At 68.7% G+C, this 25,177-nt stretch carries 26 protein-coding genes and 1 tRNA gene; 11 read left to right on the top strand and 16 right to left on the bottom strand.

The features are described from left to right. Positions 1-162 precede the first annotated feature (162 nt). The 4 genes from ACZ50N_RS15170 to ACZ50N_RS15185 are packed head-to-tail and all read left to right on the top strand — an operon-like array spanning position 163 to position 3,933. Positions 163-1,338 (top strand): NAD(P)/FAD-dependent oxidoreductase, encoded by a 1,176-nt coding sequence (locus tag ACZ50N_RS15170; protein WP_464473194.1) that lies wholly within the window; start codon positions 163-165, stop codon positions 1,336-1,338. Beyond that, positions 1,335-2,783: an ATP-binding protein gene (locus ACZ50N_RS15175; protein WP_464473195.1), complete on the top strand. Its 1,449-nt coding sequence runs from the start codon at positions 1,335-1,337 to the stop codon at positions 2,781-2,783. The genes ACZ50N_RS15170 and ACZ50N_RS15175 overlap by 4 nt, the downstream gene beginning before the upstream one ends. 53 nt (positions 2,784-2,836) lie before the next feature. Further along, positions 2,837-3,259, top strand: a complete 423-nt coding sequence (locus ACZ50N_RS15180; RefSeq protein ID WP_464473196.1) for a cupin domain-containing protein — start codon at positions 2,837-2,839, stop codon at positions 3,257-3,259. Positions 3,260-3,267: 8 nt separating this feature from the next. Next, complete coding sequence (locus tag ACZ50N_RS15185) at positions 3,268-3,933, top strand: nitroreductase (RefSeq protein ID WP_269083508.1); 666 nt, start codon at positions 3,268-3,270, stop codon at positions 3,931-3,933. Here the strand turns inward: ACZ50N_RS15185 and ACZ50N_RS15190 are convergent. After that, positions 3,921-4,496 carry a pyridoxamine 5'-phosphate oxidase family protein gene (locus ACZ50N_RS15190; RefSeq protein WP_133413830.1) on the bottom strand — a complete coding sequence of 192 codons (576 nt, stop codon included), beginning with the start codon at positions 4,494-4,496 and terminating at the stop codon, positions 3,921-3,923. The two genes, ACZ50N_RS15185 and ACZ50N_RS15190, sit on opposite strands and share 13 nt — an antisense overlap. Before the next feature lie 4 nt (positions 4,497-4,500). Further along, positions 4,501-8,286: a methionine synthase gene (gene metH / locus ACZ50N_RS15195; protein ID WP_082164014.1), complete on the bottom strand. Its 3,786-nt coding sequence runs from the start codon at positions 8,284-8,286 to the stop codon at positions 4,501-4,503. 247 nt (positions 8,287-8,533) lie between these two features. On the opposite strand from metH, the gene ACZ50N_RS15200 reads away from it, so the two are divergent. After that, on the top strand, positions 8,534-9,412 hold the full coding sequence (locus ACZ50N_RS15200; protein ID WP_464473197.1) for a PAC2 family protein: 879 nt from the start codon (positions 8,534-8,536) through the stop codon (positions 9,410-9,412). A gap of 3 nt (positions 9,413-9,415) precedes the next feature. On the opposite strand, the gene ACZ50N_RS15205 is transcribed toward ACZ50N_RS15200, so the two are convergent. The 10 genes from ACZ50N_RS15205 to ACZ50N_RS15250 form a co-directional block, all read right to left on the bottom strand. Next, positions 9,416-10,408: a patatin-like phospholipase family protein gene (locus ACZ50N_RS15205; protein WP_082164012.1), complete on the bottom strand. Its 993-nt coding sequence runs from the start codon at positions 10,406-10,408 to the stop codon at positions 9,416-9,418. A 10-nt stretch (positions 10,409-10,418) separates the two neighbouring features. After that, positions 10,419-11,858 carry a DUF1254 domain-containing protein gene (locus ACZ50N_RS15210; RefSeq protein ID WP_464473198.1) on the bottom strand — a complete coding sequence of 480 codons (1,440 nt, stop codon included), beginning with the start codon at positions 11,856-11,858 and terminating at the stop codon, positions 10,419-10,421. Next, entirely contained in the window at positions 11,855-12,736 is an 882-nt protein-coding gene (locus ACZ50N_RS15215; RefSeq protein WP_048422661.1) for an SDR family oxidoreductase, read from the bottom strand. Before ACZ50N_RS15215 ends, ACZ50N_RS15210 begins: the two co-directional genes overlap by 4 nt. A 40-nt stretch (positions 12,737-12,776) precedes the next feature. Then, on the bottom strand, positions 12,777-14,015 hold the full coding sequence (mshC, locus tag ACZ50N_RS15220; protein ID WP_046363268.1) for a cysteine--1-D-myo-inosityl 2-amino-2-deoxy-alpha-D-glucopyranoside ligase: 1,239 nt from the start codon (positions 14,013-14,015) through the stop codon (positions 12,777-12,779). Positions 14,016-14,085: 70 nt separating this feature from the next. After that, entirely contained in the window at positions 14,086-14,871 is a 786-nt protein-coding gene (locus ACZ50N_RS15225; protein ID WP_046363276.1) for a 3'(2'),5'-bisphosphate nucleotidase CysQ, read from the bottom strand. After that, positions 14,871-15,686 carry an Rv2133c family protein gene (locus ACZ50N_RS15230; RefSeq protein ID WP_046363267.1) on the bottom strand — a complete coding sequence of 272 codons (816 nt, stop codon included), beginning with the start codon at positions 15,684-15,686 and terminating at the stop codon, positions 14,871-14,873. The genes ACZ50N_RS15225 and ACZ50N_RS15230 overlap by 1 nt, the downstream gene beginning before the upstream one ends. Continuing rightward, positions 15,670-16,257: an Rv2134c family protein gene (locus ACZ50N_RS15235; RefSeq protein WP_046363266.1), complete on the bottom strand. Its 588-nt coding sequence runs from the start codon at positions 16,255-16,257 to the stop codon at positions 15,670-15,672. The genes ACZ50N_RS15230 and ACZ50N_RS15235 overlap by 17 nt, the downstream gene beginning before the upstream one ends. Before the next feature lie 27 nt (positions 16,258-16,284). Next, on the bottom strand, positions 16,285-16,995 hold the full coding sequence (locus tag ACZ50N_RS15240; RefSeq protein ID WP_046363265.1) for a histidine phosphatase family protein: 711 nt from the start codon (positions 16,993-16,995) through the stop codon (positions 16,285-16,287). Next, entirely contained in the window at positions 16,992-17,822 is an 831-nt protein-coding gene (locus tag ACZ50N_RS15245; protein WP_048422659.1) for an undecaprenyl-diphosphate phosphatase, read from the bottom strand. The genes ACZ50N_RS15240 and ACZ50N_RS15245 overlap by 4 nt, the downstream gene beginning before the upstream one ends. A 44-nt stretch (positions 17,823-17,866) precedes the next feature. Further along, complete coding sequence (locus tag ACZ50N_RS15250; protein WP_046363275.1) at positions 17,867-18,178, bottom strand: hypothetical protein; 312 nt, start codon at positions 18,176-18,178, stop codon at positions 17,867-17,869. Positions 18,179-18,310: 132 nt separating this feature from the next. On the opposite strand from ACZ50N_RS15250, the gene ACZ50N_RS15255 reads away from it, so the two are divergent. From ACZ50N_RS15255 to ACZ50N_RS15265, 3 genes are read left to right on the top strand one after another with little or no spacing between them, the layout of a single operon-like run. After that, positions 18,311-19,351, top strand: a complete 1,041-nt coding sequence (locus ACZ50N_RS15255) for a YncE family protein (RefSeq protein WP_419196960.1) — start codon at positions 18,311-18,313, stop codon at positions 19,349-19,351. A gap of 28 nt (positions 19,352-19,379) precedes the next feature. Further along, a complete protein-coding gene (locus ACZ50N_RS15260; RefSeq protein WP_046363262.1) occupies positions 19,380-19,643 on the top strand; it encodes a DUF5703 family protein in 264 nt (87 codons plus the stop codon). Further along, the gene (locus tag ACZ50N_RS15265) at positions 19,643-20,716 is read left to right on the top strand and encodes a quinone-dependent dihydroorotate dehydrogenase (RefSeq protein WP_048422657.1); all 1,074 of its coding nucleotides are present in this window, start codon (positions 19,643-19,645) and stop codon (positions 20,714-20,716) included. Before ACZ50N_RS15260 ends, ACZ50N_RS15265 begins: the two co-directional genes overlap by 1 nt. Here the strand turns inward: ACZ50N_RS15265 and ACZ50N_RS15270 are convergent. Both ACZ50N_RS15270 and ACZ50N_RS15275 read right to left on the bottom strand, forming a co-directional pair. Next, complete coding sequence (locus ACZ50N_RS15270) at positions 20,713-21,252, bottom strand: YbhB/YbcL family Raf kinase inhibitor-like protein (RefSeq protein ID WP_048422656.1); 540 nt, start codon at positions 21,250-21,252, stop codon at positions 20,713-20,715. The two genes, ACZ50N_RS15265 and ACZ50N_RS15270, sit on opposite strands and share 4 nt — an antisense overlap. 26 nt (positions 21,253-21,278) lie before the next feature. Then, positions 21,279-22,613, bottom strand: coding sequence for a M20/M25/M40 family metallo-hydrolase (locus ACZ50N_RS15275; protein WP_048422655.1), 1,335 nt, complete (start codon positions 22,611-22,613; stop codon positions 21,279-21,281). A 75-nt stretch (positions 22,614-22,688) separates the two neighbouring features. Between ACZ50N_RS15275 and ACZ50N_RS15280 the strand changes: the two genes are divergently transcribed. Next, a tRNA-Leu gene (locus ACZ50N_RS15280) sits at positions 22,689-22,777 on the top strand. A 23-nt stretch (positions 22,778-22,800) separates the two neighbouring features. On the opposite strand, the gene ACZ50N_RS15285 is transcribed toward ACZ50N_RS15280, so the two are convergent. Both ACZ50N_RS15285 and ACZ50N_RS15290 read right to left on the bottom strand, forming a co-directional pair. Next, the gene (locus tag ACZ50N_RS15285) at positions 22,801-23,949 is read right to left on the bottom strand and encodes a site-specific integrase (protein ID WP_464473199.1); all 1,149 of its coding nucleotides are present in this window, start codon (positions 23,947-23,949) and stop codon (positions 22,801-22,803) included. Continuing rightward, complete coding sequence (locus ACZ50N_RS15290) at positions 23,936-24,649, bottom strand: hypothetical protein (RefSeq protein WP_464473200.1); 714 nt, start codon at positions 24,647-24,649, stop codon at positions 23,936-23,938. The genes ACZ50N_RS15285 and ACZ50N_RS15290 overlap by 14 nt, the downstream gene beginning before the upstream one ends. 30 nt (positions 24,650-24,679) lie before the next feature. On the opposite strand from ACZ50N_RS15290, the gene ACZ50N_RS15295 reads away from it, so the two are divergent. Both ACZ50N_RS15295 and ACZ50N_RS15300 read left to right on the top strand, forming a co-directional pair. Next, positions 24,680-24,886: a helix-turn-helix transcriptional regulator gene (locus ACZ50N_RS15295; RefSeq protein ID WP_055580690.1), complete on the top strand. Its 207-nt coding sequence runs from the start codon at positions 24,680-24,682 to the stop codon at positions 24,884-24,886. Then, positions 24,883-25,098, top strand: a complete 216-nt coding sequence (locus tag ACZ50N_RS15300) for a hypothetical protein (protein WP_464473201.1) — start codon at positions 24,883-24,885, stop codon at positions 25,096-25,098. Before ACZ50N_RS15295 ends, ACZ50N_RS15300 begins: the two co-directional genes overlap by 4 nt. Positions 25,099-25,177 lie beyond the last annotated feature (79 nt).

Below are 25,177 nucleotides of genomic sequence, written 5' to 3' on the forward strand. Positions count from 1 at the left end.
AATTGTGTCACGCGAGCGGGGCCACGAGCCAATCTGCGAACCCCACCGAGGCGACGATCACATCGCAGCACCAGCACTGCGCGAGGACTACGGGTTTTCCAGGGTCCCGCCCGATGGCGACGGTGCCAGAGTCAGGGATGCCCCACCACCCGAGGAGACAGAATGACCGCGACCCGCATCGTCGTGATCGGCGGCGGTTACGCCGGCGTGCTTGCCGCCAACCGCCTCAGCCAGCGCGGCGATGTCGACATCACGCTGGTCAATCCGCGGCCGATGTTCGTCGAGCGCATTCGGCTGCATCAGCTCATCGTCGGAAACCACTCTGCCACCGATGAATTCGCCTCGGTGCTCGCCGAGACAGTCCGGCTGGTCGTCGACACCGCCGAACGGATCGACGCCGACGCGCATCAGGTGCACCTGCGTTCGGGCGAGCCCCTGACTTACGACTACCTCGTCTACTCCGTCGGCAGCACCGCACCGGTTCCGGCGACAGTGCCCGGCGCCGATCGGTTCGCCTATCCCCTCGGCGAATGGGAGACGGCCCGGCACCTCACCGCGCGGCTGGCCGAGACGCCGACGGACGCGCCGATCGTCGTCGTCGGCGGTGGCCTCACCGGCATCGAAGCGGCCGGCGAACTCGCCGAGACCGGCCGGCACGTCACCCTCGTCACCGACGTCGTCGGCCCGTCGCTGGCAAGGGGCGGACGCCGATCGGTCACCAAGCGCCTGACCCGGCTCGGCGTGACCGTCGTCGACGGCGCCGCGGTTGCGGCGGTGGCGGCCGATCATGTCGTCCTGAGCGACGGCCGTCGCCTTCCGAGTGCCGCGACGGTGTGGACAGCGGGTTTCGGGGTGCCGGGGCTGGCCGCCGCGAGCGGGCTGCGTACCGACCGGCTCGGCCGGTTGCTGACCGACGAAACGCTCACCTGCATGGACGATCCGTCGATCGTCGCCGCCGGCGATGCGGCCAGCCCCTCGGGGGTGCCGCTGCGGATGAGCTGCCAGCTGGCCATGCCGCTGGCGGCCTGTGCCGCGGACACGGTGCTGGCCCGTCTCGACGGGGCCACGCCACGCGCCATCAACCCGGCTTCCGTCGGACAGTGCATCAGCGTGGGCCGTCGCGCCGGCACGATCCAGCTGTCTCGCTTCGACGACATCGCCGTGCCCGCGCATCTCGGTGGCCGCGCTGCCGCCGCGATCAAGGAGGCGGTGTGCGCGGGCACCGTCACGTTCCTGCGCAAGGAGGCACGCAGCCCGGGCAGTTACTTCTGGCCCCGAGGCGGCGGTCGGCGCCGCAGGATCGCCCGCGCGGCGCACGAGGCGCAGGCCGCGAGATGACAGGCGGTGCAATCGTCCTCGACGAAGTGCGAGACCTGTTCCTGTTCGAGCACCTGTCGGACGATCAGCTGCAGATGCTCTGCCGCGGTGGACGTGTCACCACACTGCCCGCAGGCCCCGTGTGCGTCGAGGGGGCGCCCGCCTCCTGCCTCTACGTCCTGCTCGACGGCGAGGTCGTCCTGTCCCGGCAGTCCGCAGGCGTCGACGTCGAGACACACCGCACGACCCAGCGCGGCGCATTCTTCGGAGCATGGTCGGCGCACATCCCCGACGTCGACCAGTCCTATGAGGTTTCGGCGCGGCTGACGCGCCCGTCGCGTCTGCTGGTGCTCAGCGCCGAAGTGTTCGCGCACTTCATCACCACCCAGTTCCCCATGGCCATCCATCTCGTCGCGGGCCAGCGGGTCCGCCGTGACCGGGAGGAGCGACTCCTCGCGCATCGCGAGCGGTTGCTGGCCTTGCGCACCCTGACCGCGGGGCTGACCCACCAGCTCAACAATCCGGCCGCCGCGGTGCTGCGCGCCGCGGCGAATCTGCACGACGACGTGGCCGCGATGCGGCGCGGACTGGCCCACCTGGTGCAGACCGGGCCGGCCGCCGACACACTGCAGTCACTGACGGTGCTGCAGGACGAAGTGGTCGAGCACGCGAACAGACCGGACCGGCCGGCCGCCACGGCGCTGAGCGTCGCGGACACCGAAGACGCCGTGGGCGCGTGGCTCGACGATCACGACATCGACGACAGCTGGGATCGCGCCGCCACCTTCGTCGAGGCCGGGTTCGACGTCGACTGGTTGTCGGAGCTCGCGCGGCGACTCGCCGGAGATCACGATGCCCTGCGCCACGCCGTGCCCTGGTTGCAGTCCGTCGCCGCGGTGGAGCTGCGGATCCGGGAGATCACCGAGGCCGGCCGACGCATCGCCGCGCTCGTCGACGGCGCGAAAACCTACTCCCAGCTCGATCGCGGTCCGTACCAGTGCATCGACGTGCACGAGATGCTGCGCAACACGATGGTGATGTTCGGCGACCGGATTGCGATGGCGGGCAAGGGGGCATCGATCACCCTGGTGAAGGACCTCGACTTCAGCCTGCCCGAGATCTGTTGCTATCCCGCTGATCTCAATCAGGTGTGGACCACGATCATCGACAACGCCATCGATGCGATGGGCGGCGAGGGCACGCTGACGGTGCGGACGCGCGCGGACAGTGAGGACAGGCTCCGGGTGGAGATCTGCGACGACGGCCCGGGCATCCCCGCCGAGATCATCGGGCGGGTGTTCGACCCGTTCTTCACCACCAAGCCGGTCGGCTCCGGTTCCGGACTGGGACTGGACCTGGCCTGGGACATCGTCGTCAACCAGCACCGCGGCCACATCGAGGTGCAGTCGGCACCGGGAGACACCCGCGTCACCGTCTGCCTTCCGCGGCACGCCCCTGCCCCCTGACACCCGCCACCGCGGATTCGAATCAGAGACCGACGACAGCGAAAGAGGCCAGCATGTCCGACCAGAAATCCGACCAGATACAGAGACTCATGACCGCGATGACGGTCGTGCAGTCGGTCACGCCGCCACAGATCCCACACGGCGCGGAGGCGATGACCGCCGTCATCGAATGGGGACCCGGCGACACGGGCGCACCGCCGCACCGCCACCCCGGCGGCCCGTGCTTCGGGTACGTCCTCGAGGGTGAGATGTGGTTCGAACTCGAAGGCGAGGCACCGCGCGTCATCACCGCCGGCGAGGCATTCTGGGAACCCGGCGGTGACGTCATCCACTATTCCGACGGCAACCATCGCGACGACACGCCGCTACGGTTCCTGGTCACCATGCTGTGCCGCACCGGGGTCGAGATGTTCGTGCTGGTCGATGACGCCGAACTCGAGGCACGCAAGGACCGCCGCGTGCCCGCGATCTCCTAGTAGGCACCGTGTCCCCCTTCGATTCTCCACTCGACCAGATCATCCGGCGCCGACACTCGACCCGAATGTTCCTGCCCGACAAACCTGTTCCGCGCGAGCTGCTCGACGAGGCGCTCACCCTCGCGATGCGGGCGCCGTCGAACTCGAATGTGCAGCCGTGGCGGCTGTTCCTGGCCACCGGCGACCGGCGCGACCGCCTCGCCGCGGCACTCGCCGCCGCGGTGCGGCAGAGCCGTCCGCCCACGATGGGCATCCCCGAGTCGCACAGCCACCTGCGCCGCCAACTCGGTGCACTGGTTTACGGCGCGATGGGGGTCGCACGGGACGACGCCGAGGGCCGCTGGAACGCGCAGCTGCGCAACTGGGACTTCTTTCGTGCCCCCGTCGCCGGAATCGTCTGCATGCACCGCGATCTCGGGCTGCCCGACGCGCTCGGCGTCGGGATGTTCCTGCAGACCCTGCTGCTGGCCCTCACCGACCGCGGCATCGACTCGTGCGTGCAGGTCTCCACCGCGCTGTACCCGGATGTCACACGTGAGGTCCTCGACATCCCCGATGATCTGGACCTGTTGTGCGGCATCTGCATCGGTTACGCCGACCCGACGTTTGCGGCCAACTTCCTCGACATCCCCCGCAACGCCGTCACCGACAACGTCACCAGCTACGACGACTGACGCGGCAGCGGATGATCGGGCTCCAGCGCCGGGAGGCCGTCGATGCTGCGGCCGTTGTCCCCGGCGATGCGCCGCGCGAATTTCTCCTCGGTCACCGTCGCGTGGTAGTCGTCGAGGACCGGCCGCTCGCCGACGAGTTCGTAGTAGGGCACCGCGAATCCGCACGCGTCGGCGATGCGTTCGACGTCGATGACGACGGCGGATCGCACCCCTGGATGCTCCCCGTCGAAACACGAAGCGACGCGCCCGAACTCGGCATCGTCCGGACGCACCACCCGCCCGGTGCCGTACAGCCGCAGGATGCGTGACTGCCGGGTGAACGAGCAGAACATCACGGTGATGCGCCCGTTGTCCCGCAGATGGGCGATCGTCTCGGCACCGCTGCCGAACAGGTCGAGGTACGCCACGGTCCGGTCGTCGAGGATCGCGAACGTGTCACGATATCCCTTGGGCGACAGATTGATCCGACCTTCCGCCGACGGCGCGGTCGCCACGAAGAACATCGCCTGGGCGGCGATGAACTCGCGCAGCGACTCGTCGAGCCCGGCGAACACCTTCGCCACCTGATCAGTCCTCCGGGTTGTAGCCCAGATTCGGGGCCAGCCAGCGTTCGGCCTCGGCCAGCGTCCAGCCCTTGCGCCGGGCGTAGTCCGCGACCTGATCCTGGGCCAGCCGACCGATCACGAAGTACTGCGACTGCGGATGCGAGAAGTACCAGCCGCTGACCGCGGCGCCGGGCCACATCGCCATCGACTCGGTCAGCTCGATACCGGTGCGCGCGGTGACGTCGAGCAGATCGAACAGCGTCACCTTCTCGGTGTGCTCCGGGCAGGCGGGATAGCCTGGCGCGGGACGGATTCCGACGTATTTCTCGCCGATCAGATCGGCGTTGTCGAGCTGTTCGTCGGGCTGGTAGCCCCAGAACTCCTGGCGCACCCGCTGATGCATCCGCTCGGCGAACGCCTCGGCGAGCCGGTCGGCCAGCGACTCCAGCAGGATCGCGCTGTAGTCGTCGTTGGCCTTCTTGAACTCGGCGATCTTGTCCCCGCTGCCCAGCCCGGCGGTGACGGCGAACGCACCGACGTGGTCGGCCAACCCGGTGTCTTTCGGCGCGATGAAGTCGCCGAGGCTGCGGTTCGGGATCCCGTCGCGGTGCTCACCCTGCTGACGCAGGTTACGCAGCGTGGTCAGCACCTCGGTGCGGGTGTCGTCGGTGTAGACCTCGACGTCGTCACCGACGGCGTTCGCGGGGAAGAAGCCGATGACCCCGCTGGCGGTCAGCCACTTCTCCTTGATCGCGGTGTCGAGCATCTCCTGGGCGTCCTCGTACAGCTTGCGGGCCGCCTCACCTGACGCCGGGTTGTTCAGGATGTCGGGGAACCGGCCCTTCATCTCCCAGGCGTTGAAGAACGGCTGCCAGTCGATGTACTCGCGCAGCTCGGCCAGGTCGTAGTCCAGGAACTCCCGCACCCCGAGGCCCTGCGCCGGGACCGGTGGCGTGTACCCGTCCCAGTCGATCGGCGTCCGGTTGGCACGCGCCTTCTCCAGGGTCAGCATCGGCCGCTCGTTCTTCTGGGCGTGCCGCTCACGCAGTGAGGCGTAGTCCTTGGCGGTGGCCTCGAGCAGGGCCGGCCGCTGCTTGTCGTCGAGCAGCGCGGCCGCCACCGGCACCGACCGCGACGCGTCCTTCACCCACACCACCGGACCGCTGCGCCGCGGCGCGACCTTGACGGCCGTGTGCGCCCGCGACGTGGTGGCCCCGCCGATCAGCAGCGGGATCTCCAGGCCTTCACGCTCCATCTCGACGGCGAAGTTGACCATCTCGTCCAGCGACGGCGTGATCAGTCCCGACAGCCCGATGATGTCCGCGTCGTGTTCCTTCGCGGCCTCCAGGATCTTGGCCGCGGGCACCATCACGCCGAGGTCGATCACCTCGTAGTTGTTGCACTGCAGCACCACCCCGACGATGTTCTTGCCGATGTCGTGGACGTCGCCCTTGACGGTCGCCATGATGATCGTGCCGTTGGTGTCCTTCGCGGCCGCGGCACCGTTGGCTTCCTTCTCCGCCTCGATGAACGGAAGCAGGTAGGCGACAGCCTTTTTCATCACGCGGGCCGACTTCACCACCTGGGGCAGGAACATCTTGCCGGAGCCGAAGAGGTCTCCGACGACGTTCATGCCGTCCATCAGCGGGCCCTCGATGACCTCGATCGGCCGTCCGCCGGCCGCGTCGATCTCGGCGCGCAGCTCCTCGGTGTCATCGTCGACGTGGGCGTCGATGCCCTTGACCAGAGCGTGGGTGATGCGCTCGCGCACCGGCAACGAGCGCCACTCCGCCGCTGCCGGGTCCTCACCCTTCTCCGTTTTGTTGAACCGCTCGGCGATCTCCAGCAGCCGCTCCGCAGCGTCCTCGCGCCGGTTCAGCACGACGTCTTCGATCCGGTCCCGCAGCTCGGGGTCGATCGAGTCGTACGGCACCAGCGCACCGGCGTTGACGATGCCCATGTCCAGACCGGCCTTGATGGCGTGGAACAGGAACACTGCGTGGATCGCCTCGCGCACCGGGTTGTTGCCTCGGAACGAGAACGAGACGTTCGAGATGCCGCCGGAGATGTGCACGCCCGGCAGGTTCTCCTTGATCCAGGCGCACGCCTCGATGAAGTCGATGCCGTAGGTCGCGTGCTCCTCGATGCCGGTGGCCAGCGCGAAGCAGTTCGGGTCGAAGATGATGTCCTCGGCCGGGAAGCCGACCTCCTCGGTCAGGATGCGGTAGGCGCGCCCGCAGATCTCCTTGCGGCGCTCCAGGTTGTCGGCCTGGCCCTGCTCGTCGAAGGCCATCACGACCACGGCCGCGCCGTACTTGCGGCACAGCTGCGCCTCGCGGACGAACTTCTCCTCGCCCTCTTTCAGCGAGATCGAGTTCACGATCGGCTTGCCCTGCACGTTCTTCAGGCCCGCCTCGATGACCTCCCACTTCGAGGAGTCGATCATCACCGGCACCCGGCTGATGTCGGGTTCGGCCGCGATCAGCTTGGTGAAGCGATCCATCGCGGCGACGCCGTCGATCATGCCTTCGTCCATGTTGATGTCGATGACCTGCGCACCGACCTCGACCTGCTGCAGCGCCACCGACAGCGCGCTGTCGTAGTCCTCGGCCTTGATCAGGTTGCGGAACCGGGCCGAGCCGGTGATGTTCGTGCGCTCACCGATGTTGACGAACAACGAGTCTTCGCTGATGTTGAGCGGCTCGAGGCCCGACAGCCGGGTCGCGACGGGGATCTCGGGCAGCTGACGAGGCGCCTTGCCGTCGACGACCTTCGCGATCTCGGCGATGTGCGGCGGCGCGGTGCCACAGCAGCCGCCGACGAGGTTGACCAGGCCCGCCTCGGCGAACTCGGCGATGTAGGAGGCCTGTCGCTCGGGCGATTCGTCGTACTCACCGAACGCGTTGGGCAGACCGGCGTTCGGGTAGCAGGACACGAACGTGTCGGCGATGCGGGCCACCTCGGCAATGTAGGGCCGCATCTCGGGGGCACCCAGCGCGCAGTTCAACCCCACCGCGAGCGGCCGGGCATGCCGGATCGCGTTCCAGAAGGCCTCGGTGACCTGACCGGACAGCGTCCGGCCGGACGCATCGGTGATGGTGCCCGAGATGATCAGCGGCCAGCGGCGACCGCGCTGCTCGAACAGCGTCTCCACGGCGAACACCGCGGCCTTGGCGTTCAGCGAGTCGAAGATCGTCTCGATGATCAGCAGATCAGAACCGCCGTCGACCAGGCCGTTGGCCGCCTCGAGGTACGCGGCGACCAGCTGGTCGTAGGAGACGTTGCGTGCGCCGGGGTCGTTGACGTCGGGCGAGATCGACGCGGTCCGCGTCGTCGGCCCGATCGCGCCGGCCACGTAACGGGGCCGCTCCGGGGTGCTGAACTCGTCGGCGGCCGCCCGCGCCAGAGCGGCGCCCGCATAGTTCAGCTCGTAGCTGAAGTCCGACATGTCGTAGTCGGCGAGCGATACCGCGTTCGCGTTGAACGTGTTGGTCTCGAGGATGTCGGCGCCCGCTTCCAGGTACTCGCGGTGGATGCCCTCGATGATCTGCGGCTGCGTCAGGGTCAGCAGATCGTTGTTGCCCTGCAGCGCGGTCGGCCACTCGGTGAACCGGTCACCGCGGTATCCCGCCTCGTCGGGCCGGTCGCGCTGGATCGCGGTACCCATCGCACCGTCGATCACCAGGATGCGTTCGCGCAGCGCAGCCTGCAGTTCTTCGGTGCAGTCCGGACGGATGTTCGGCGTGAACTCGGATGCTGCAGTGCTCGTCGTCTCTGATGTCACAGCGGTCACGTGCACTCCTTCCATGACGGAAGGCGTCCTTGACTCTGCCGAGCGTGGCGGATACCGGCGCAGGAGACCGGACCCGTTGCAACGCCTCTCGACCTGGATGAGTCTACGTCGTCGTTCAACCGACTTCTGGACGCCTGTGGGCGGTGGCCTGCAGGGGATCAACCCGTGTGCCGACGAGCCTATTTCCTCATCGGCCCACAGGCAGGCGCCGGGGGCGGGTCGATGCCCGTCATCTGGCCCCCGGAGGGCTTAGGCTGGATTGGTGACCCACCCGGATTTCGGCGGTCCCAAGCGACCTGACCTGCCCGACCTGCGCGACACGATCGTCGTCGCTGCCTTCGAGGGCTGGAACGACGCGGGTGACGCGGCCAGCGATGCTGTCGAACACCTCGACGCGATCTGGGAAGCGGACACGATCGTCGAGATCGACGACGAGTCCTATTACGACTATCAGGTCAACCGGCCGGTGATCCGCCAGGTCAACGGCGTGACCCGCGAGCTGGTGTGGCCGTCGATGCGGATCTCGCACTGCCGGCCGCCGGGCGCGGATCGCGACATCGTGCTGATGCACGGTGTGGAACCGAACATGCGGTGGCGCACCTTCTGCGCGGAACTGCTGGCGATCGCCGACAAGCTCAACGTGCAGACCGTGGTGATCCTGGGCGCGCTGCTCGCCGACACCCCGCACACCCGCCCGGTCCCGGTGTCCGGTGCGGCCTACTCCTCCGATTCGGCGAAGACGTTCGGCCTCGAGGAGACCCGCTACGAGGGGCCGACCGGGATCGCCGGCGTGTTCCAGGACGCCTGTGTGCAGGCCGGAATCCCGGCGGTGACGTTCTGGGCCGCAGTGCCGCACTACGTGTCGCAGCCACCCAATCCGAAAGCGACCGTGGCATTGCTGCGCCGCGTTGAGGACGTCCTCGACATCGAGGTCCCGTTGGCCGACCTGCCCGCGCAGGCCGAGGAATGGGAGCAGGCGGTCAGTGAGATGACCGCCGAGGACGACGAGATCGCCGAGTACGTGCAGTCCCTCGAAGAGCGCGGCGACGCCGAGGTCGACATGAACGAGGCGCTGGGCAAGATCGACGGTGACGCGCTGGCCGCTGAGTTCGAGCGCTATCTACGCAGACGAGGGCGGTAGCACTCAGCGGAAGCGCGCCAGGTACTCCGACCAGTTCCATCTGGTCAGGAAGGCGCGGCCGGCCCGTGCACCGTCGTCGTAGAGTGCCGACTTCTGCTGGGTCGACAGCCCGAAATCCAGCACACCGATGTCGGCCGTGTCGATGCGGATCGTGCGGGCGCTGACCCACGGCTGATCCAGATAAGCCTGGTCGCGACCGACCAGGGTCGTGGTGATCACCTGTTCGAGCAGGGTCGGCCCGCCGAACAGGTGCACCGGCCGCAGCGCCGGGATGACCTGCTCGTTGTCCGCGGGCAGCGTGGGTAGCAGCGTCACCCCGAACGTCGGCCATCGCGGCGGCGCGCCGTCGGTGCGGTCGAGCGAGTCGATCGGGAAGTTCGACAGCAGCCCGCCGTCGACGAGCGTCGACTCACGCCCGTCGGCTGCGGTCACGGTCGCGGGCCGGAAGAAGAAGGGGATGGCCGTCGAGGCACGTACCGCATCGGCGACCGACTGTCGGTCCGGGTCGAGGCCGTAGACGCGCCGGTAGTCCCAGGGCAGGCGCACGAGCAGGCCCCGCGTGACATCGGCGACGGTGACCACCAGTCGATAGCGCCGTTCGGGTGGCAGCTCGGGATCGTCGATCGCGAGATCGGCGAACGTCTCGACGCCGTAGCGGGCCAGCTGCTCACCGATCCAGCGGTGCAGGGCGTCGCCACGATAGATTCCGTCGCCGCTGAGCACGCCGGCCACCGGACCCAGCACCGGGATGCGTTCGATCGGGCCGGGGTCCAGAAACCGCCGGTAGTCGATGCTGACGGCGAGGTCGGCCAGCAGGGCCGAGGACAGGTCGCCGCGCTGGGCGGCCGCGGCCACCAGGGAGCCGACCAGCGCGCCGGCCGACGTGCCCGACACTCGCTGCGGGGTGTAATCCGCCTCGACCAGTGCCGCCACCGCGCCGGCGAGCGCGATGCCCTTGACTCCGCCACCGGAGAGGACCAGATCGGCCTGTTTCACCGCCGCCAGGTTAGACCTTCACCGGCTGAGGCGGCTTCCACGTGCCGTTCAGGGCGTCGGGCTTGGGCCAGTACAGCCGCAGCACCAGCGAGAACGGTCCCTTCGGCGCGGGCAGCCAGTTCGACTCGCGATCCAGTCCGGGGGAACCGTTCTGCACGTAGAACGTGTAGCCGCCGTCGGCGTCGGGCACCAGCGACGGCAGCATCGGCGAGTTGATCAGATAGCGGTTGATCGGGTTGGCCACGAGCAGACTCTGCGGCAGCTCGTACATCGTGAGCGACCAGAACGCATTGACCGGCGGGAGCTGGCCTTTCGGGATGCGGAACGTGTAATTGTTGGCTCCGGTCAGCGGGGCGCCGGTCGAGTCGTTGGTGAAGCTCGGATACAGCGCCTCGGCGGCGGTGTTGCCGTAGATGCCGAACACCGCGCCCGCCATTCGGTACAGGTAATTGCCGTTGAGGTCCTGACGGCTGCCGAAGAACTGCGCAGAGCCGACCTTGCCGGTGTCGACGTCGTTCTTCTTCAACGCGTCGAGCTGCGTCCAGGCGTCGGCCATGCCTGCCTCGATCGCGCTGCGCATCTGGGGATTCAGCTTCTCCGCGTCGAAGTCGCCGGCGGGTCCGATCCCGATGCGGGCGAAGCGTTCCCGCACCTCTTTCTCCTCGGGCAGCGTCGGCGCGAAGCGCATCGCGAAGTTCAGGATCTCGAAGAACTGCGGCGAGGTGCGCTGCTGATCGGGGGTGAGCGGCGGCACGAAGTCGATCGCCGGCGCCGGTGCGGGAGAGGGTTGGTTGAGGAACACCGACAGCGGCGCCACCTGGTAGCCGGCCTGGATCTTCTTGACCTCGTCGATGTCGGACGGTCCGAACAGCTGCGTGCGGTAGAGCACCATGGCGAGCTCGGTGTCCGAGCGGATCACCTCGTCGATCCCGGCGGGCTTCTCGCCCTTCCAGTTCGGGCCGGCGAGCAGGTACTTGCCCCCGCCGTTGCCGGTGGTGCGGCTGCCGACATAGGCGAAGTTGTAGGTGTAGCCGTCGACGAACTGCAGCGAGTAGTAGCGATCCTGCTGGATCGGCGGAACGGTCAGCACGAGCGGCTCGGTGCGCAGATCGGCCCCGACGGCCGAGTAGGGGGTGTCGGAGTTGGGTGTCTGGATCGTGGTGTCGGCCGGTGTGAACACCTGGGCGGTGTTGTGGATCTCGTTCCAGCCGCCCTTGTACTGCGGGTTCTGCTTGTCGACGAAGTAGGTGTACTGCACCCGGTAGTTGTCGACCATCGGGAAGCCGTAGATGTAGGCCTCCTTGGCGATCGCGCGGGCTTCCTCGGGGGTCACCGGTGCCGGGGTCGACGCGGCCGAGGACGACGACGACTGCGGCTGGTCGCTCGCGGTTCCGCTGCACCCGGCGACCAGAATCATCGCGACCATCGTGAGCAGGGCTCTGATCTTCATCTCGGGGTCTCCAGTTCTTCGGTGCGGGCGCTCATCGACCGGCCGAGCGCCGCGACCTGGGCATCCATCCGCGGCAGCAGGCCGGGGACGAACCTGCGGACGGGCTGCTCACCGAGCGGAGTCGACAGCAGCGGTTTGAGCAGTCGGATCGCCCCGACCCAGCCGGGACAGTTCACCTGGCGTCTGCGTCCCTCGATACCGGCGACGAACGCCTTTCCGCACGCTTCGACCGACGTCGTCGTGCTGAGCGGATACGGCAGCTTGCTCAGCATCTCCCCGAAGGTCGAGAGGTCCTTCTTGGCGTCCTGCACCAGCGGGGTGTCGATCCACGACATGTGCGCAGACCCGACATCGACGCCGCGGTGGGCCACCTCGAGGCGCAGCGCATTGGCGAAGTGCTCGACGGCGGCCTTCGACGCGTTGTACGGCGCCAGCCCGGGCGCGGCCGCATAGGCGGCGAGCGACGACACGATCAGCACGTAGCCGCGCCGTTCCAACACCGCGGGCAGCGTCGCGCGCACCGTGTAGAAGACGCCGGTCACGTTGACATCCATCAACGTGCGGAACGCCTCGGGATCGACCTGCAACACCGACCCGTAGGCGGAGATGCCCGCGTTGGCCACCGCGATGTCGATGCCGCCGAACGTCTCGATCGCCGCGGCGGCGGCGGCCTCCATCGCGGGCAGGCTGCGGACATCGGCGATCTCGGTGTGCACGCGCGCGCCGCCCAGCTCTGCGGCCAGCGCGGTCAGCGGACCTTCGTCGAGATCGGTGAGAACCACGTTCGCACCCCTGGCATGCAGCCGGCGCGCCACTTCCGCGCCGATGCCCCGTGCTCCGCCCGTGATGAACGCCGTCTTACCCGCCACCGATCCCATGGCGGCAACCTACTCCACGGGCGTCAGAGAACAGCGGATGTCACAGGGAGATGCCCAGCAGGGCGTCGACCGCCGTCGCGACCGTGCCGCCCGCCGCGGCGTCGTGGCCACCGTAGGACAGCGCATCGGTTGCCCAACCATCAAGAGCCGCAAGGGCTTTGGGGGTGTCCAGATCATCGGCGAGGTATTGCCGGACACGAGCGACGACATCGGCGGCGTCCGGCGCGCCGGCGAGCGCGGTCGCGCTGCGCCACCGGTGCAGGCGCTGCTGCGCCTCCTCCAGGACCGCGGGACTCCAGTACCGGTCTTCGCGGTAGTGGCCCGCGAACAGGCCGAGCCGGATGGCAGCAGGGTCGATCCCGTCGCGGCGCAGCTGGGACACCAGCACCAGGTTGCCGCGGCTCTTGCTCATCTTGTGACCGTCCCAGCCGATCATCCCGGCGTGCACGTAGTGGCGGGCGAATCGTCGCTCCCCCGTGACACATTCGGCGTGGGCGGCGGAGAACTCGTGGTGCGGGAAGATCAGATCGCTCCCCCCGCCCTGGATGTCCAGCCCGGTGCCGATGCGGCTCAGCGCGATCGCGGCACACTCGACGTGCCAGCCCGGCCGGCCCGGCCCGAACGGCGCCGGCCAGCTGGGCTCCCCGGGCCGCTGCGCCCGCCAGAGCAGAGCGTCGAGCGGATCGGCCTTACCGTGCCGGTCGGGATCGCCGCCGCGCTCGGCGAACAGCGTCAGCATGGTGTCGCGGTCGTATCCCGACTCGTAGCCGAACTGCACCGTGGCGTCGGCCCGGAAGTAGACGTCGGGGTACTGCGCATCGTCGACCACGTAGGCCGCACCCGAGGCCAGCAGCTTCTCGGTGACCTCGACCACCTCGTCGACGGCTTCGGTGGCGGCCACGTACTCGCGGGGCGGCACCACGCGCAGCGCGGCCATGTCCTCACGGAACAGGTCGATTTCGCGGTCGGCGAGCTCACGCCAGCCGATGCCGTCCCGCTCCGCGCGTTCGAACAGCGGATCGTCCACGTCGGTGATGTTCTGCACGTAGTGCACGTCGTGGCCGGCATCGAGCCAGACGCGGTACACCAGGTCGAACGTCAGATACGTGGCCGCATGGCCCAGGTGCGTGGCGTCGTACGGGGTGATCCCGCACACGTACATCGTCGCGGTGTCACCGGCGCTGACCGGCCGCACCTGACGGTCGGCGCTGTCGTAGAGCCGCAGCTGCGGACCCCGACCTGCGAGCACCGGAACACTCGGCGCCGACCACGATTGCATGGCATCGACTCTAGACATCAGGGTGTGCGACAACGCCGCCGGCTGTTTCATTCCCCGGTTCGTCACCGGTTCAGAGCCGGCGCGCCGACTGGATGACCCCGAGCAGCGGCCCGGCCACTTCGGGTCGGCACATCAGAAGGTCGGGCAGATACGGGTCACGGCGGTTGTAGATCAGCGGCGAGCCGTCGATACGGGTGGCGTGCAGCCCGGCGGCCCACAGCACGCCGGCAGGCGCGGCCGAGTCCCACTCCCACTGCCCACCGGCGTGGATGTAGGCGTCGACGTCGCCGCGAACCACGGCCATCGCCTTGGCGCCCGCGGAGCCGATCCGGACCAGCTGGATGTCGAGCTCGTCGCGCATGCGCCACAGCACCGCCGGCGGCCGGCTGGCGCTGGCGGTGATCCGGATCGGTCCGTCGGCGCGGGGCGGCGGCGCGGTGACGGTGTCCGTGCGGTACACCTCGCCACGCGCGGGGAGGGCGACCGCGGCATCGGTGATCGCCCCCTCTCCATCGGACGTGCGCTGCCACAGCGCGATGTGGACGGCCCAGTCCGCCCGGCCCGGCATCGAGTACTCGTGCGTGCCGTCCACGGGGTCGACGATCCACACCCGGTCGGCGTGGACGCGGGAGACGTCGTCGGCGGCCTCTTCGGAGAGCACCGCATCGCCGGGGCGGGCGCGGCGCAATCGATCCAGGATCAGCGTGTTGGCCCGCCTGTCACCGGCGTCGCCGAGTTCATAGGGGTCGTAGAACCCGTACTGCGTGCGCATCGACAGCAGCAGCTCACCGGCTTCGGCGGCCACGGTCGCGGCCAGTGCTGCGTCGGTCGGTTCCACCGGATCAGTGGACCGCATCAGAACGCCGGCCACGGGATCGGGCGGCGCCGGTCCGGTGTCGGCATCACCGGATTACGGAGCAGCGCAACCACTCTGGCGCGCAGCGCGGCAACCTCCCGCGGGGTGACGTGGCAGCACAGCTCGGCACCCAGATCGCCGCGCAGGGCCTCGCCGAGCGCCTCGATGTCGGCCAGCGCCTCATCGTCGACCGGCTTGCCCGCCCATCCCCACAGCACGGTGCGCAGCTTGTCCTCGGTGTGCAGCGTGACACCGTGGTCGACGCCGTACACGCGGCCGTCTGTACCGCTCAGCACGTGCCCGCCCTTGCGGTCGGCATTGTTGATCAGCACGTCGAACACCGCGAGGCGGCGCAGCCGGTCGTCGTCGGCGTGCACCAGGGTGACCTCGTCGCCGGCGTAATCGTAGGCCTGCAGGATGGGCAGGAACCCCGGCGGCACCTTGCCTGCGGGGACGAGGTCGATGAGGTCGGGACCGCTGCGCTCCGCGGCCTCGGCGTCCCCGTCACCGTCCTCTGGCTGATCCACCCACCGCTGCACCATGCCGGGGCCCGCGGGACCGTCGCGAACGATGGTGTGCGGCACCAGGTTCCAGCCCAACGCTTCGGAGATCAGATACGACGACGCCTCGCGGCCGGCCAGGGTTCCGTCGGGGAAGTCCCAGAGCGGAGCCTCACCGCGCACCGGCTTGTAGACACAGTGCACCACGTCTTCGGCCAGCGTCGCCTCGCACAGGAACGTCGCGTTACTCGCGGAGCGGATGCGGCCGAGGACACTCAGTTCACCACGCTCGAGGACCTCAGAGGTCGTCGTCATCGTCGGACCCGGCCAGCGCGCCGCGCCGGTAGCCGTTGGTGCGGACGCAGATGTGGCCTTCGGGGTCCAGTGGTTCGTCACACAGCGGGCACGGGGGCCTGCCCGCCGAGATGACGCGATTCGACCGGGCCGCGAATTGGCGGGCCGATTCGGGGGTCAGGAAGACCCGCACCGCGTCGGGTCCGTCCTCCGCGTCGTCGAGGACCACCGACGCGTCGAACTCCGTGTCGGAGACCGCGAGCAACTCCACGACGACCGTCTGGGCCTCCGAATCCCAGCCCAACCCCATCGTGCCGACCCGGAACTCGGCATCCACCGGCGTCACGAGCGGGCTCAGGTCGTCGACCTCACCGGTCTCCGGCGGGATCGGCGTGCCGAAGCGGCGGTTGATCTCCAGCAGCAGTGCCGCGATCCGTTCGGCCAGCACAGCCACCTGCTGCTTTTCCAGCATCACCGAGACCACACGGGTGTCGTGCACCGCCTGCAGGTAGAACGTCCGGTTTCCGGGTTCGCCGACGGTCCCGGCCACGAAGCGGTCGGGGGTGCGGAAGACGTGGATTTCACGGGACATGTCTCTGCCCAAAATACCCTGCGCGGGTCATCCCGCTGAACCGCCGACCACGGCGTCACCACTGGGGACGTCGGGCTTCTCCCCGTCGGTTTTGTCCGACGCCGGCGGCGCCGTCAGCGTCGAGTTCAACGCCGGGCCCGTGTGGTTGACGTGGATCACGAACGGCCGGATCGTCGTGTACCGCACGACGCTGACCGACGCGGGGTCGGCGTTGATGCGCTGAAAGCTGTCCAGGTGCGTGCCGAGCGCATCGGCCAACACCGACTTGATGACGTCACCGTGCGTGCAGGCCACCCACAGGACGTCGGCGCCGTGCTCGGTGGCCAGCCGGCGATCGTGGTCCCGGATCGCGGCCACCGAGCGCGCCTGCACCGACGCCAGACCCTCCCCGTCGGGGAAGACCGCCGCACTGGGCTGCTGCTGCACGACCGCCCACAACGGCTCCTTGACCAGTTCGCCGATCGTGCGCCCCGTCCAGGAGCCGTAATCGACCTCGACGATCCGCTCGTCGACGACCGGCTCGAGGCCCAACGCGGCCGCCAGCGGCTCGACGGTGCGCTCGCACCTCAGCAGCGGCGAGCGCACGATCGCGCGGATGGGCAGCTCACCGAGCCGCTCGACCAGCGCCTGCGCCTGCTCCCGGCCACGATCGTCGAGATCCACGCCCTCGGACCGGCCGGCCAGCGTGTGCGCGGTGTTCGACGTCGATCGCCCGTGCCGCAGCAGCAGAACCGTCATGTCGCTGCCACCACCCCGGTACCGAGCAGGATCAGCACCACCGTGCCCAGCACCACGCGGTAGCCCACGAACCAGTACATGCTGTGGCGGACCAGGAACCGCAGGAACCAGGCCACCGCGGCGAACCCGACCACGAACGCGATCAGGACGGAGACCAGCAGCTGCGGGCCGGTGGCGCTCATCCCCTCGCTCACCGGCTCGAACGCGTCGGGCAGCGAGAACAGCCCGGAGGCGAACACCGCGGGGATGGCGAGCAGGAAGCCGAAGCGCGCGGCCAGTTCGCGGTCCATCCCGAGGAACAGGCCGGCGCTGATGGTCGCACCGGAGCGCGAGACACCCGGCACCAACGCGAGGCACTGGGCCAGACCGACGATCACGCTGTCGCGCCAGGTGAGCTGTTCCACCCGCCGGGTCTGCCTGCCGTAGTACTCCGCCGCGGCGATCACGACGGAGAAGACGATCAGCGCGGTGGCGACCAGCCAGAGGTTGCGCGCCCCGGTGCGGATCTGGTCCTTGAACAGCAGGCCGATGATGCCGATCGGCAGCGTGCCGATGATCACCCACCAGCCGAGCCAGTAGTCAGCGCTGCGATGCGCGGCGACGAAGAGGCCGTTGAACCAGGCCTTCAGGATGCGCCCGATGTCCTTGGCGAAGTACAGCAGCACCGCCGCCTCGGTCCCGAGCTGGCTCACCGCGGTGAACGAGGCGCCGGCGTCGTCGTCGAAGAAGACCCGGGACGCAATGGCCAGATGCCCCGACGAGGAGACCGGCAGGAACTCCGTCAGGCCCTGCAGGACCGAGAGGACAACGACCTGAAGCCACGACATGGCGGGGACGTCAGTCACGTCGAAGACCGTACCGTGGAGCGGGCTCAGCGTCCGTTCCGCGCCACCGGGCGCGCTCCGGCTACGGCGTCGCGCACCGCCGCGGTCATGCTCCGCTCATCCGTCAGATCGATGTCGGTGAGCTTGCGGGTGGCCATCGCGACGATGTCGTCGTTCGACGGGACCAGACCGCGCAACCGCGGCCGGTACACCTCGACGACCAGCCACAGGCGCTCGAGGTGGAACGAGAAGGTGCGCCCGTCGCCCACCTGGCCGTAGCCACTGGCGTGCACCCCGGTGATGATGTCCTCGAGCACGAAGCCGTCAAGGCTCGCATCGCGATCCATGGCCAGCGTCATGGTCTGTACCATACGCTCGCCGAGCCGTTCGCACCGTGCGGATAGGGCCGAAAGTCCTTTTCGGGCCCGAATTTCTCGGCGCCTACACTGGCTGTTCGATCAAGATCTGAACGCACCACGGAGAGCTACCCCTTGCAGCGCCGTTCAAACCGTCTTTCTCAGCCGTTTCGTCACGCAGTGGTGACGCTGGCAATCCTGCTGGTCACCGCATGTTCGTCCGACAAGTCGGAGGCGCCCCCGCCGACCATCGCACCGGCCGCCGCCGCCGACTCGCCCACCGTGACCGCAGCCCCCGCGGGCACCGTGCGGCCGTCCCCTGTCGGCGCATTTGCCGCCGTCGTCGACCCGGCCACTCGGGCGCTGGTCGTGCTGAGCGCCGACCGTCCGGACCACGCGACGGTGACGATCATCGACCCGAACGGCGCGCAGGCCCCGGTTCCGCTCCCCGGTGGGGCCACCGCGATGACCGCCGACGGACCCGGGCGGGTGGCGGTGGCAGTGCGCGGGGGTTACGCCGTACTGGACGTGGCGGCGCGTGCGCTGTCCCGCGTCGCGGTCAGCGGCCGCGAGGACGCGGAGTTCACCGCGATCGCTCGGCGCGGCGACGGCCGGATGGTGCTCGGCGATGCCGGCGGGACGGTGTACACGCTGGCCGCCGACAACACGGTCGCCGCGTCGCTGAAGATCTTCGCCCGGGTGGACGGCATCGTCACCCAGGGTGACACCGCGGTGGTGCTCGACCGCGGGCAGACCTCGGTGACCAGTCTCAACGCCGAGGGAACCAGCGCAGACCTGGCCCTGCGGGCCGGCGACGGCGCCACCACGATGGTCGCCGACCCCAACGGTCGGGTCCTGGTCGCCGACACCCGGGGCGGCGAGCTGCTCGTCTACGGGGTCGACCCGCTGATGTTGCGGCAGCGCTATCCGGTGCCGGACTCGCCCTACGGTCTGACCGCGTCGGGCGGGAAGAAAGTGGGACTCGCGTGGGTTGCCCAGACGGCGACCAACACGGTCGTTGGATACGATCTGGCGACTGGGATTCCCGTCGAGAAGGTGCGATATCGAACCGTGCAGCAACCGAACACGCTGGCTTTCGACGATGCGTCGGACACCCTCTACGTGGTGTCCGGCACGGGTGGCGGTGTCCAGGTGATCCCGGGGGCGGCGCGATGAGCGCTTGCGCGAAGAGCAGAGGGCAGCGATGAGCACCGGTTCACGCGGCAGGATGCCGGCGACGTGGCGTCAAGCCGTCGCGGAGGATTCCGGTGAATACGAATGGATTCCGTTGCGACTGCCACCCGATGTGACCAGGGTGAGCGCGTCGGTGCGGCTGTCGATCGAGGCGGAGTACCGCGGGTGGGAGCTGACCCGGGTGCGGCTCTACACCGACGGCAGCAGACGAGTGCTGCTGCGCCGAAAGAAGCGTGGCGACGCCACGCAGAATCCCGATCAGCCGGCCCTGTGATGTACGCAGCGCTGCGGCGCGCGATGTTCCTGGTTCCGCCCGAGCGGATCCACCACGTCGTCTTCGCCGCACTCCGAGCCGCCACCACCCCTCGCGCCACTCGACACATGGTGGCGCGCAAGTACTCCGACTATGATCCCGCACTCGCGAGCACGGTGTTCGGGGTGCGCTTCCCCGCGCCGCTCGGGCTGGCCGCCGGATTCGACAAGGACGGGCTGGGCGCGAACACGTGGGGCGCGCTGGGGTTCGGCCACGCCGAGCTCGGTACCGTGACGCCGCGACCGCAGCCGGGCAACCCGGCGCCGCGACTGTTCCGGCTGCCCGAGGATCGGGCGTTGCTCAACCGCATGGGCTTCAACAACCAGGGGGCCTCGGCACTGGTGCGCACCCTGGCGCGGGCCACCCCGCAGGTGCCCATCGGGATCAACATCGGCAAGAACAAGACGACGCCGCCGGAGAAGGCGGTCGACGACTACGCGGACTGCGCGCGGCTGCTCGGGCCGCTGGGCAGCTACCTCGTGGTCAACGTCAGCTCACCGAACACACCCGGGCTGCGGGACCTGCAGTCGGTCGAGTCGCTGCGCCCGATCCTGACCGCGGTCGTCGCCGCCACGTCGACGCCGGTGCTGGTCAAGATCGCGCCCGACCTCGCCGACGACGACGTCGATGCCGTCGCCGATCTGGCCGTGACCTGCGGCCTCGCCGGGATCGTCGCCACCAACACCACGATCTCGCGCGACGGCTTGCGCACGCCCGGGGTCGCGGAGCTGGGAGCCGGCGGGGTGTCCGGACCGCCGGTGGCACACCGCTCTCTGGAGATTCTGCGGCGGCTGCACCGGCGGGTCGGCGAGTCCCTGGTGTTGATCAGCGTCGGCGGGATCGAGACCGCCGACGATGCGTGGGAGCGCATCACCGCGGGCGCCTCGCTGCTGCAAGGCTACACCGGCTTCGTCTACGGCGGCGGCTCGTGGGCCGCATCGGTCAACCGCGGGGTTGCAGAACGCTTGCATCGCAACGGTTTCAGCAGCCTCAGCGAGGCCGTCGGCTCTGGGGCCGACTCAGGGACGGGTTAGCCCTCGTTCTCGTAGGTGCCGGTGATCAGCGCGCGCGCGATCGCATGGCTGAACAGGTTGAAGCCCAGATAGGCGGGCGTGGCGTCCTCGGGCACATCGAGCTTCTCGACGTCGACGGCGTGCACGGCGACGATGTAGCGGTGGGGTCCGTGTCCGGGCGGCGGGGCGGCACCGATGAAGCGCTTGAGGCCGGCGTCGTTGGACAGCGTGACCGCGTCGCCGGGGAAACCCTGGCTGCTGCCGTCGCCGACACCGGCGGGCAGGTCGGTGACCGTGGCGGGCAGGTTGAACACCGCCCAGTGCCAGAATCCCGAGCCCGTCGGCGCGTCGGGGTCGTAGACGGTGACCGCGAAGCTGCGGGTCTCCTCGGGGAAGCCGGACCAGCTCAGCTGGGGCGACACGTCGTCACCGCCGGCGCCCATGATCCCGCTGACCTGATCGTTTCCCCAGGTGTCGCCGTCTCGGAACGACTGCGAGGTGAGCGTGAAGGTGGGCAGCTCAGGCAGAAACGAGTAGGGATCGTAGTCAAAAGCCATGCGAGAGGCGTCCTTTCAGTCGGTTGTCAGCTGTGCAGGAGAAAGTGTTCGAGCACCTGCGCGCCGAAGGTCAACGCGTCGACGGGTACCCGTTCATCGACGCCGTGGAACAACGCGGCGAAATCGAGATCCGGCGGCAGCCGCAGCGGCGCGAACCCGAAGCAGCGGATGCCCAGCCGGGCGAAGTGTTTGGCGTCCGTGCCACCGGAGAGCATGTAGGGCACGGTGCGCGCGTCAGGATCGGTGGCCAGGATGGCACCGTTCATCGCCTCGAGCAGCTCACCGTCGAACGGTGTTTCGTACGAAGGCAATTCGGTGACCCACTCACGCTTGACGTCGGGGCCGATGATCTCGTCGACCTCTTTTTCGAACGCGGCGAGCCGCCCGGGCAACACGCGACAGTCGACCATGGCCTCGGCCGTGGCGGGGATGACGTTGGCCTTGTAACCGGCCTTGAGCATCGTCGGGTTCGCGGTGTCGCGCAGTGTGGCGCCGACGATGCGGGCGATGCCGCCGAGCTTGGCCACCGCTCCCTCGATGTCGGGCGACGTGGCGTCGAAGGTGTAGCCGGTCTCCTCGCTGACAGCGGCGAGGAACTGCTCGACCGATTCGGTCAACACGATCGGGAACTGGTGGCGGCCGAGTTTGGCGACGGCCTCGGCGACGGCGGTGACGGCGTTGTCGTCGTGCACCATCGAACCGTGCCCGGCGCGGCCGCGGGCGGTCAGCCGCATCCACATCATCGCCTTCTCGGCGGTCTCGATGAGGTAGAGGCGGCGGTCGCCGCCGTCGCGGCGCGGCACGGTGAGCGAGAAGCCGCCGACCTCGCCGACAGCCTCGGTGACGCCCTCGAACAGATCGGGGCGGTTCTCCACCAGCCACTTGCAGCCGTAGTTGCCGCCGGCCTCCTCGTCGGAGACGAACGCGAACACCAGGTCGCGGGGCGGGGTGATGCCGGCCCGCTTGAAGTGGCGGGCGACCGCGATGATCATCCCGCACATGTCCTTCATGTCGACCGCACCGCGGCCCCACACGTAGCCGTCCTCGACGGCGCCGGAGAAGGGGTGCACGCTCCAGTCGGACGCCTCGGCCGGCACCACGTCGAGGTGCCCGTGCAGCATCAGGGCGCCCCGGGAGCGGTCGGCGCCCTCGAGGCGGGCGAACACGTTGGCCCGGCCCGGCGCACCTGCCTCGATGTACTCGCAGGTGTAGCCCACCTCTTCGAGCTGACTCGCGACCCAGCGGGCGCACTCGGCCTCCCCTTTGGTGGTGGCGAGCTCACCGGTGTTCGACGTGTCGAAGCGGATCAGGGAACTGACGAGGTCCACGACCTCGTCGCTGGGTGTCAGGGGACCGCTCACGCTCCCTTTCCTACCACCCGCTCCCGGTTTGGGTCCGAGGCCACCGATCCGTTAACCTAAGCTGCCTTCGAACAGGTCCGAGTGGCGGAATGGCAGACGCGCTAGCTTGAGGTGCTAGTGCCCTATTAACGGGCGTGGGGGTTCAAGTCCCCCCTCGGACACCACACAGCAGTACGCATCGCCGCAGCTAGACGGCGGTTATGCGGCGCGGTCGGCGACGGTCGACGGGCGCCTTGGACACGGTTTGGACACTCCCCGAAATTCTGGCGTCCAGATTGACGGCCACCGCGTCGAGGTCGCTGTCGAACAGGTCGGCGTAGATGCGCAGCGTGACGCTCGGGTCTTTGTGGCCGAGCATCCGCGACACCGCCAGCACGTTGGCGCCGGAACTGACGGCCAGGCTCGCGCACGTGTGCCGCAGATCGTGCGGCGTGATGGTTTGCACTTCGGCGCGCTCGACGGCTCTGTTGAACCATCCCGTCGTGTCATAGCTTGGCCGTTTCAAGTAGCCGCCGCCGCGCGCCGGAAACAGCAGATCGTCGGCGCCGCGATCCTCGCACCGGACCGCCAGCCGAGACAGCACCGACGCCGCTACCGGCACCATCCGGTTCTCCTTGCCCTTCGTTTGCCCGACCTCGAACTGTTGCCCGACCTGAACTGCGTTGCGGTGCACCGAGATTCGACGTTTCAAGAACTCGACGTCGGCGACAGTCAGCGCGATCGCCTCACCCCATCGCAGGCCGGTGAACGCCAGCGTCAGCACCAGATCGGCGTAGCGGCCGGACTCTTCGGCGAGCCGACACACGTCCGCCTCCGTCAGGTAGACGTGGCGCTTCGGCGCCTTCGTCGGCTTCTCGCCGCGCTTGAACCGGCGGGCCGGATTGAACGCGAGCGCACGGTGCTCGATCGCGTCGTCGAGGATGCCGGCCAGGATGCCGACCGCGCGGTTGACGACGGTCGCGCTGGACCCGTCGCGGGTCATGGCCGCGGCCCACGCCTTCACGTCCAGAGTGTCGACCTTGCCCACCGGGACGCCAGCCCACTTCGGCTCGATGTGTTTGCCGAAGGCGTACGCGATGGTCCGGTAGTACGACGGCGAGAGCGTCTGTTCCTGCCGTGCCAGCCATCCGACTGACAGGTCGCCGACCGTCACCCGGCCGCGCGCCGGCGACACGTAGGCGCCTTCGGCCTTCGTCGTCTCGACCTTCGACGCCCACGCCGACGCGTCACGCTTCGTCGTGAACCCACGCTTGCGACTGGTGGCGCCGTTCGGCTGCCGGTAGCGGACTTCCCACCGTTCGCCCGCGGCCGTCGGGTAGCGCTTAATCGTCGCCATCGAGCACCGTCCTCAGTTCGGCTTTGAGTTCGCGGGCTACGCGGCCCTTCTTCTGTGGGTTCGCGTCGACACCCGCGCGCCGGTCGCGCTCAGCGTGATACGAGCGCCGCCACAGCGCCGCCATCTCGGCAGCGAGCCGTTCGCGGTCGAGCCCGAAGTCGCGCGCGAGTCTTTCCTCCGGTTCTCCGAAGTCGCCGAGCAGTCGCATGATTGCGCCGGCGGGCACTTCGCGCAGCCGAACCGGCCACTGGTCGCGTAGTCCCGCGATCCAATCTCTCGGACTGGCGAGCGCGAACTCGAACATGTCTCCGTCGGCAAGGAAGCGCCGAAGTTGATCGCTGGTGATGTTCAAAGCTGTTGTAAGGGAAATGGTTTCGTCGCTAGCAATGAGTTCGCCGAGTGTGACTTTTGCGTCGCGGACGTCGCCGAGCGCCAGGGCCAGCGCCGCCAGTGTCGGAAGCGTCGGCGACACTCGGCCGTGCTCTAGGTCGGATATCCGGCCGGTCCCCCAATTCAGCCCGTACCGGCGTGCAGCCTTCGCGACGTCATCGGCCGTGGCGTCGCCGCGCAATCGCCGTGCGTTCTCGCCGATCACGTTGCGCAGCGGCACCGCGTCGTCTGCATCAGTCACGGCACATGACTGTACTCGATTTAACAAGGCTTGACAGCAGCCGCCCGTAATGTTCAGACTGAATCCCATGCTTGTAATTCCGAGGCTTGAGGAGATCTGATGTCCGAACTGCCACCCGATACCGCCACTCCGAAGCAGGTTGCCGCGGCCCTGTACATGTCGGAAGAGGCGCTGGCTCAACTCCGTTACCGCGGGACCGGCCCGAAATTCACCCGCGTGGGCGCCCGAAGGGTGCTGTACCGCTGGTCGGACGTCAACGCCTATCTCGACGCGAACACCACCACTCAGACCGGCGTCGGAGCGTGACTCCGACGCCGCTCGTCATCGAAGCGCACGTGATCGCCGCACGCCTCGCGGGAGCGAGCGAAGTGTTCCCGATCCAGAAGGCCGACGACTGGGATTCGACCGCACGCGTCACCGCGGACGGCGACGTGATCACCGTCGTAGTGACGGACCACATGGGCCGAGCCAAGCGCGAATACCGAGCCGTCCTTCAACAGGTCGCCGCGGGCCCGTAGGCGCCGCGGCCACCGGGATCAGATTTCTACGAACGATGAAGCGAAGGGTGCGTGATGGCAGGCGGCGAGTGGGACGTGT

The organism is Mycolicibacterium obuense (assembly GCF_055397605.1).

What these genes read in the sequence shown, in the direction of transcription:
- ACZ50N_RS15170 (WP_464473194.1), top strand. Translation starts at nt 163, where the DNA reads ATGACCGCGACCCGCATCGTCGTGATCGGCGGCGGTTACGCCGGCGTG.
- ACZ50N_RS15180 (WP_464473196.1), top strand. Translation starts at nt 2,837, where the DNA reads ATGTCCGACCAGAAATCCGACCAGATACAGAGACTCATGACCGCGATG.
- ACZ50N_RS15235 (WP_046363266.1), bottom strand. Translation starts at nt 16,257, where the DNA reads ATGTCCCGTGAAATCCACGTCTTCCGCACCCCCGACCGCTTCGTGGCC.
- ACZ50N_RS15285 (WP_464473199.1), bottom strand. Translation starts at nt 23,949, where the DNA reads ATGGCGACGATTAAGCGCTACCCGACGGCCGCGGGCGAACGGTGGGAA.
- ACZ50N_RS15175 (WP_464473195.1), top strand. Translation starts at nt 1,335, where the DNA reads ATGACAGGCGGTGCAATCGTCCTCGACGAAGTGCGAGACCTGTTCCTG.
- ACZ50N_RS15250 (WP_046363275.1), bottom strand. Translation starts at nt 18,178, where the DNA reads ATGACGCTGGCCATGGATCGCGATGCGAGCCTTGACGGCTTCGTGCTC.
- ACZ50N_RS15210 (WP_464473198.1), bottom strand. Translation starts at nt 11,858, where the DNA reads ATGAAGATCAGAGCCCTGCTCACGATGGTCGCGATGATTCTGGTCGCC.
- ACZ50N_RS15245 (WP_048422659.1), bottom strand. Translation starts at nt 17,822, where the DNA reads ATGTCGTGGCTTCAGGTCGTTGTCCTCTCGGTCCTGCAGGGCCTGACG.
- ACZ50N_RS15265 (WP_048422657.1), top strand. Translation starts at nt 19,643, where the DNA reads ATGTACGCAGCGCTGCGGCGCGCGATGTTCCTGGTTCCGCCCGAGCGG.
- metH (WP_082164014.1), bottom strand. Translation starts at nt 8,286, where the DNA reads ATGGAAGGAGTGCACGTGACCGCTGTGACATCAGAGACGACGAGCACT.
- ACZ50N_RS15290 (WP_464473200.1), bottom strand. Translation starts at nt 24,649, where the DNA reads ATGGGATTCAGTCTGAACATTACGGGCGGCTGCTGTCAAGCCTTGTTA.
- ACZ50N_RS15240 (WP_046363265.1), bottom strand. Translation starts at nt 16,995, where the DNA reads ATGACGGTTCTGCTGCTGCGGCACGGGCGATCGACGTCGAACACCGCG.
- ACZ50N_RS15225 (WP_046363276.1), bottom strand. Translation starts at nt 14,871, where the DNA reads ATGCGGTCCACTGATCCGGTGGAACCGACCGACGCAGCACTGGCCGCG.
- ACZ50N_RS15215 (WP_048422661.1), bottom strand. Translation starts at nt 12,736, where the DNA reads ATGGGATCGGTGGCGGGTAAGACGGCGTTCATCACGGGCGGAGCACGG.
- ACZ50N_RS15295 (WP_055580690.1), top strand. Translation starts at nt 24,680, where the DNA reads ATGTCCGAACTGCCACCCGATACCGCCACTCCGAAGCAGGTTGCCGCG.
- ACZ50N_RS15260 (WP_046363262.1), top strand. Translation starts at nt 19,380, where the DNA reads ATGAGCACCGGTTCACGCGGCAGGATGCCGGCGACGTGGCGTCAAGCC.
- ACZ50N_RS15230 (WP_046363267.1), bottom strand. Translation starts at nt 15,686, where the DNA reads ATGACGACGACCTCTGAGGTCCTCGAGCGTGGTGAACTGAGTGTCCTC.
- ACZ50N_RS15270 (WP_048422656.1), bottom strand. Translation starts at nt 21,252, where the DNA reads ATGGCTTTTGACTACGATCCCTACTCGTTTCTGCCTGAGCTGCCCACC.
- mshC (WP_046363268.1), bottom strand. Translation starts at nt 14,015, where the DNA reads ATGCAATCGTGGTCGGCGCCGAGTGTTCCGGTGCTCGCAGGTCGGGGT.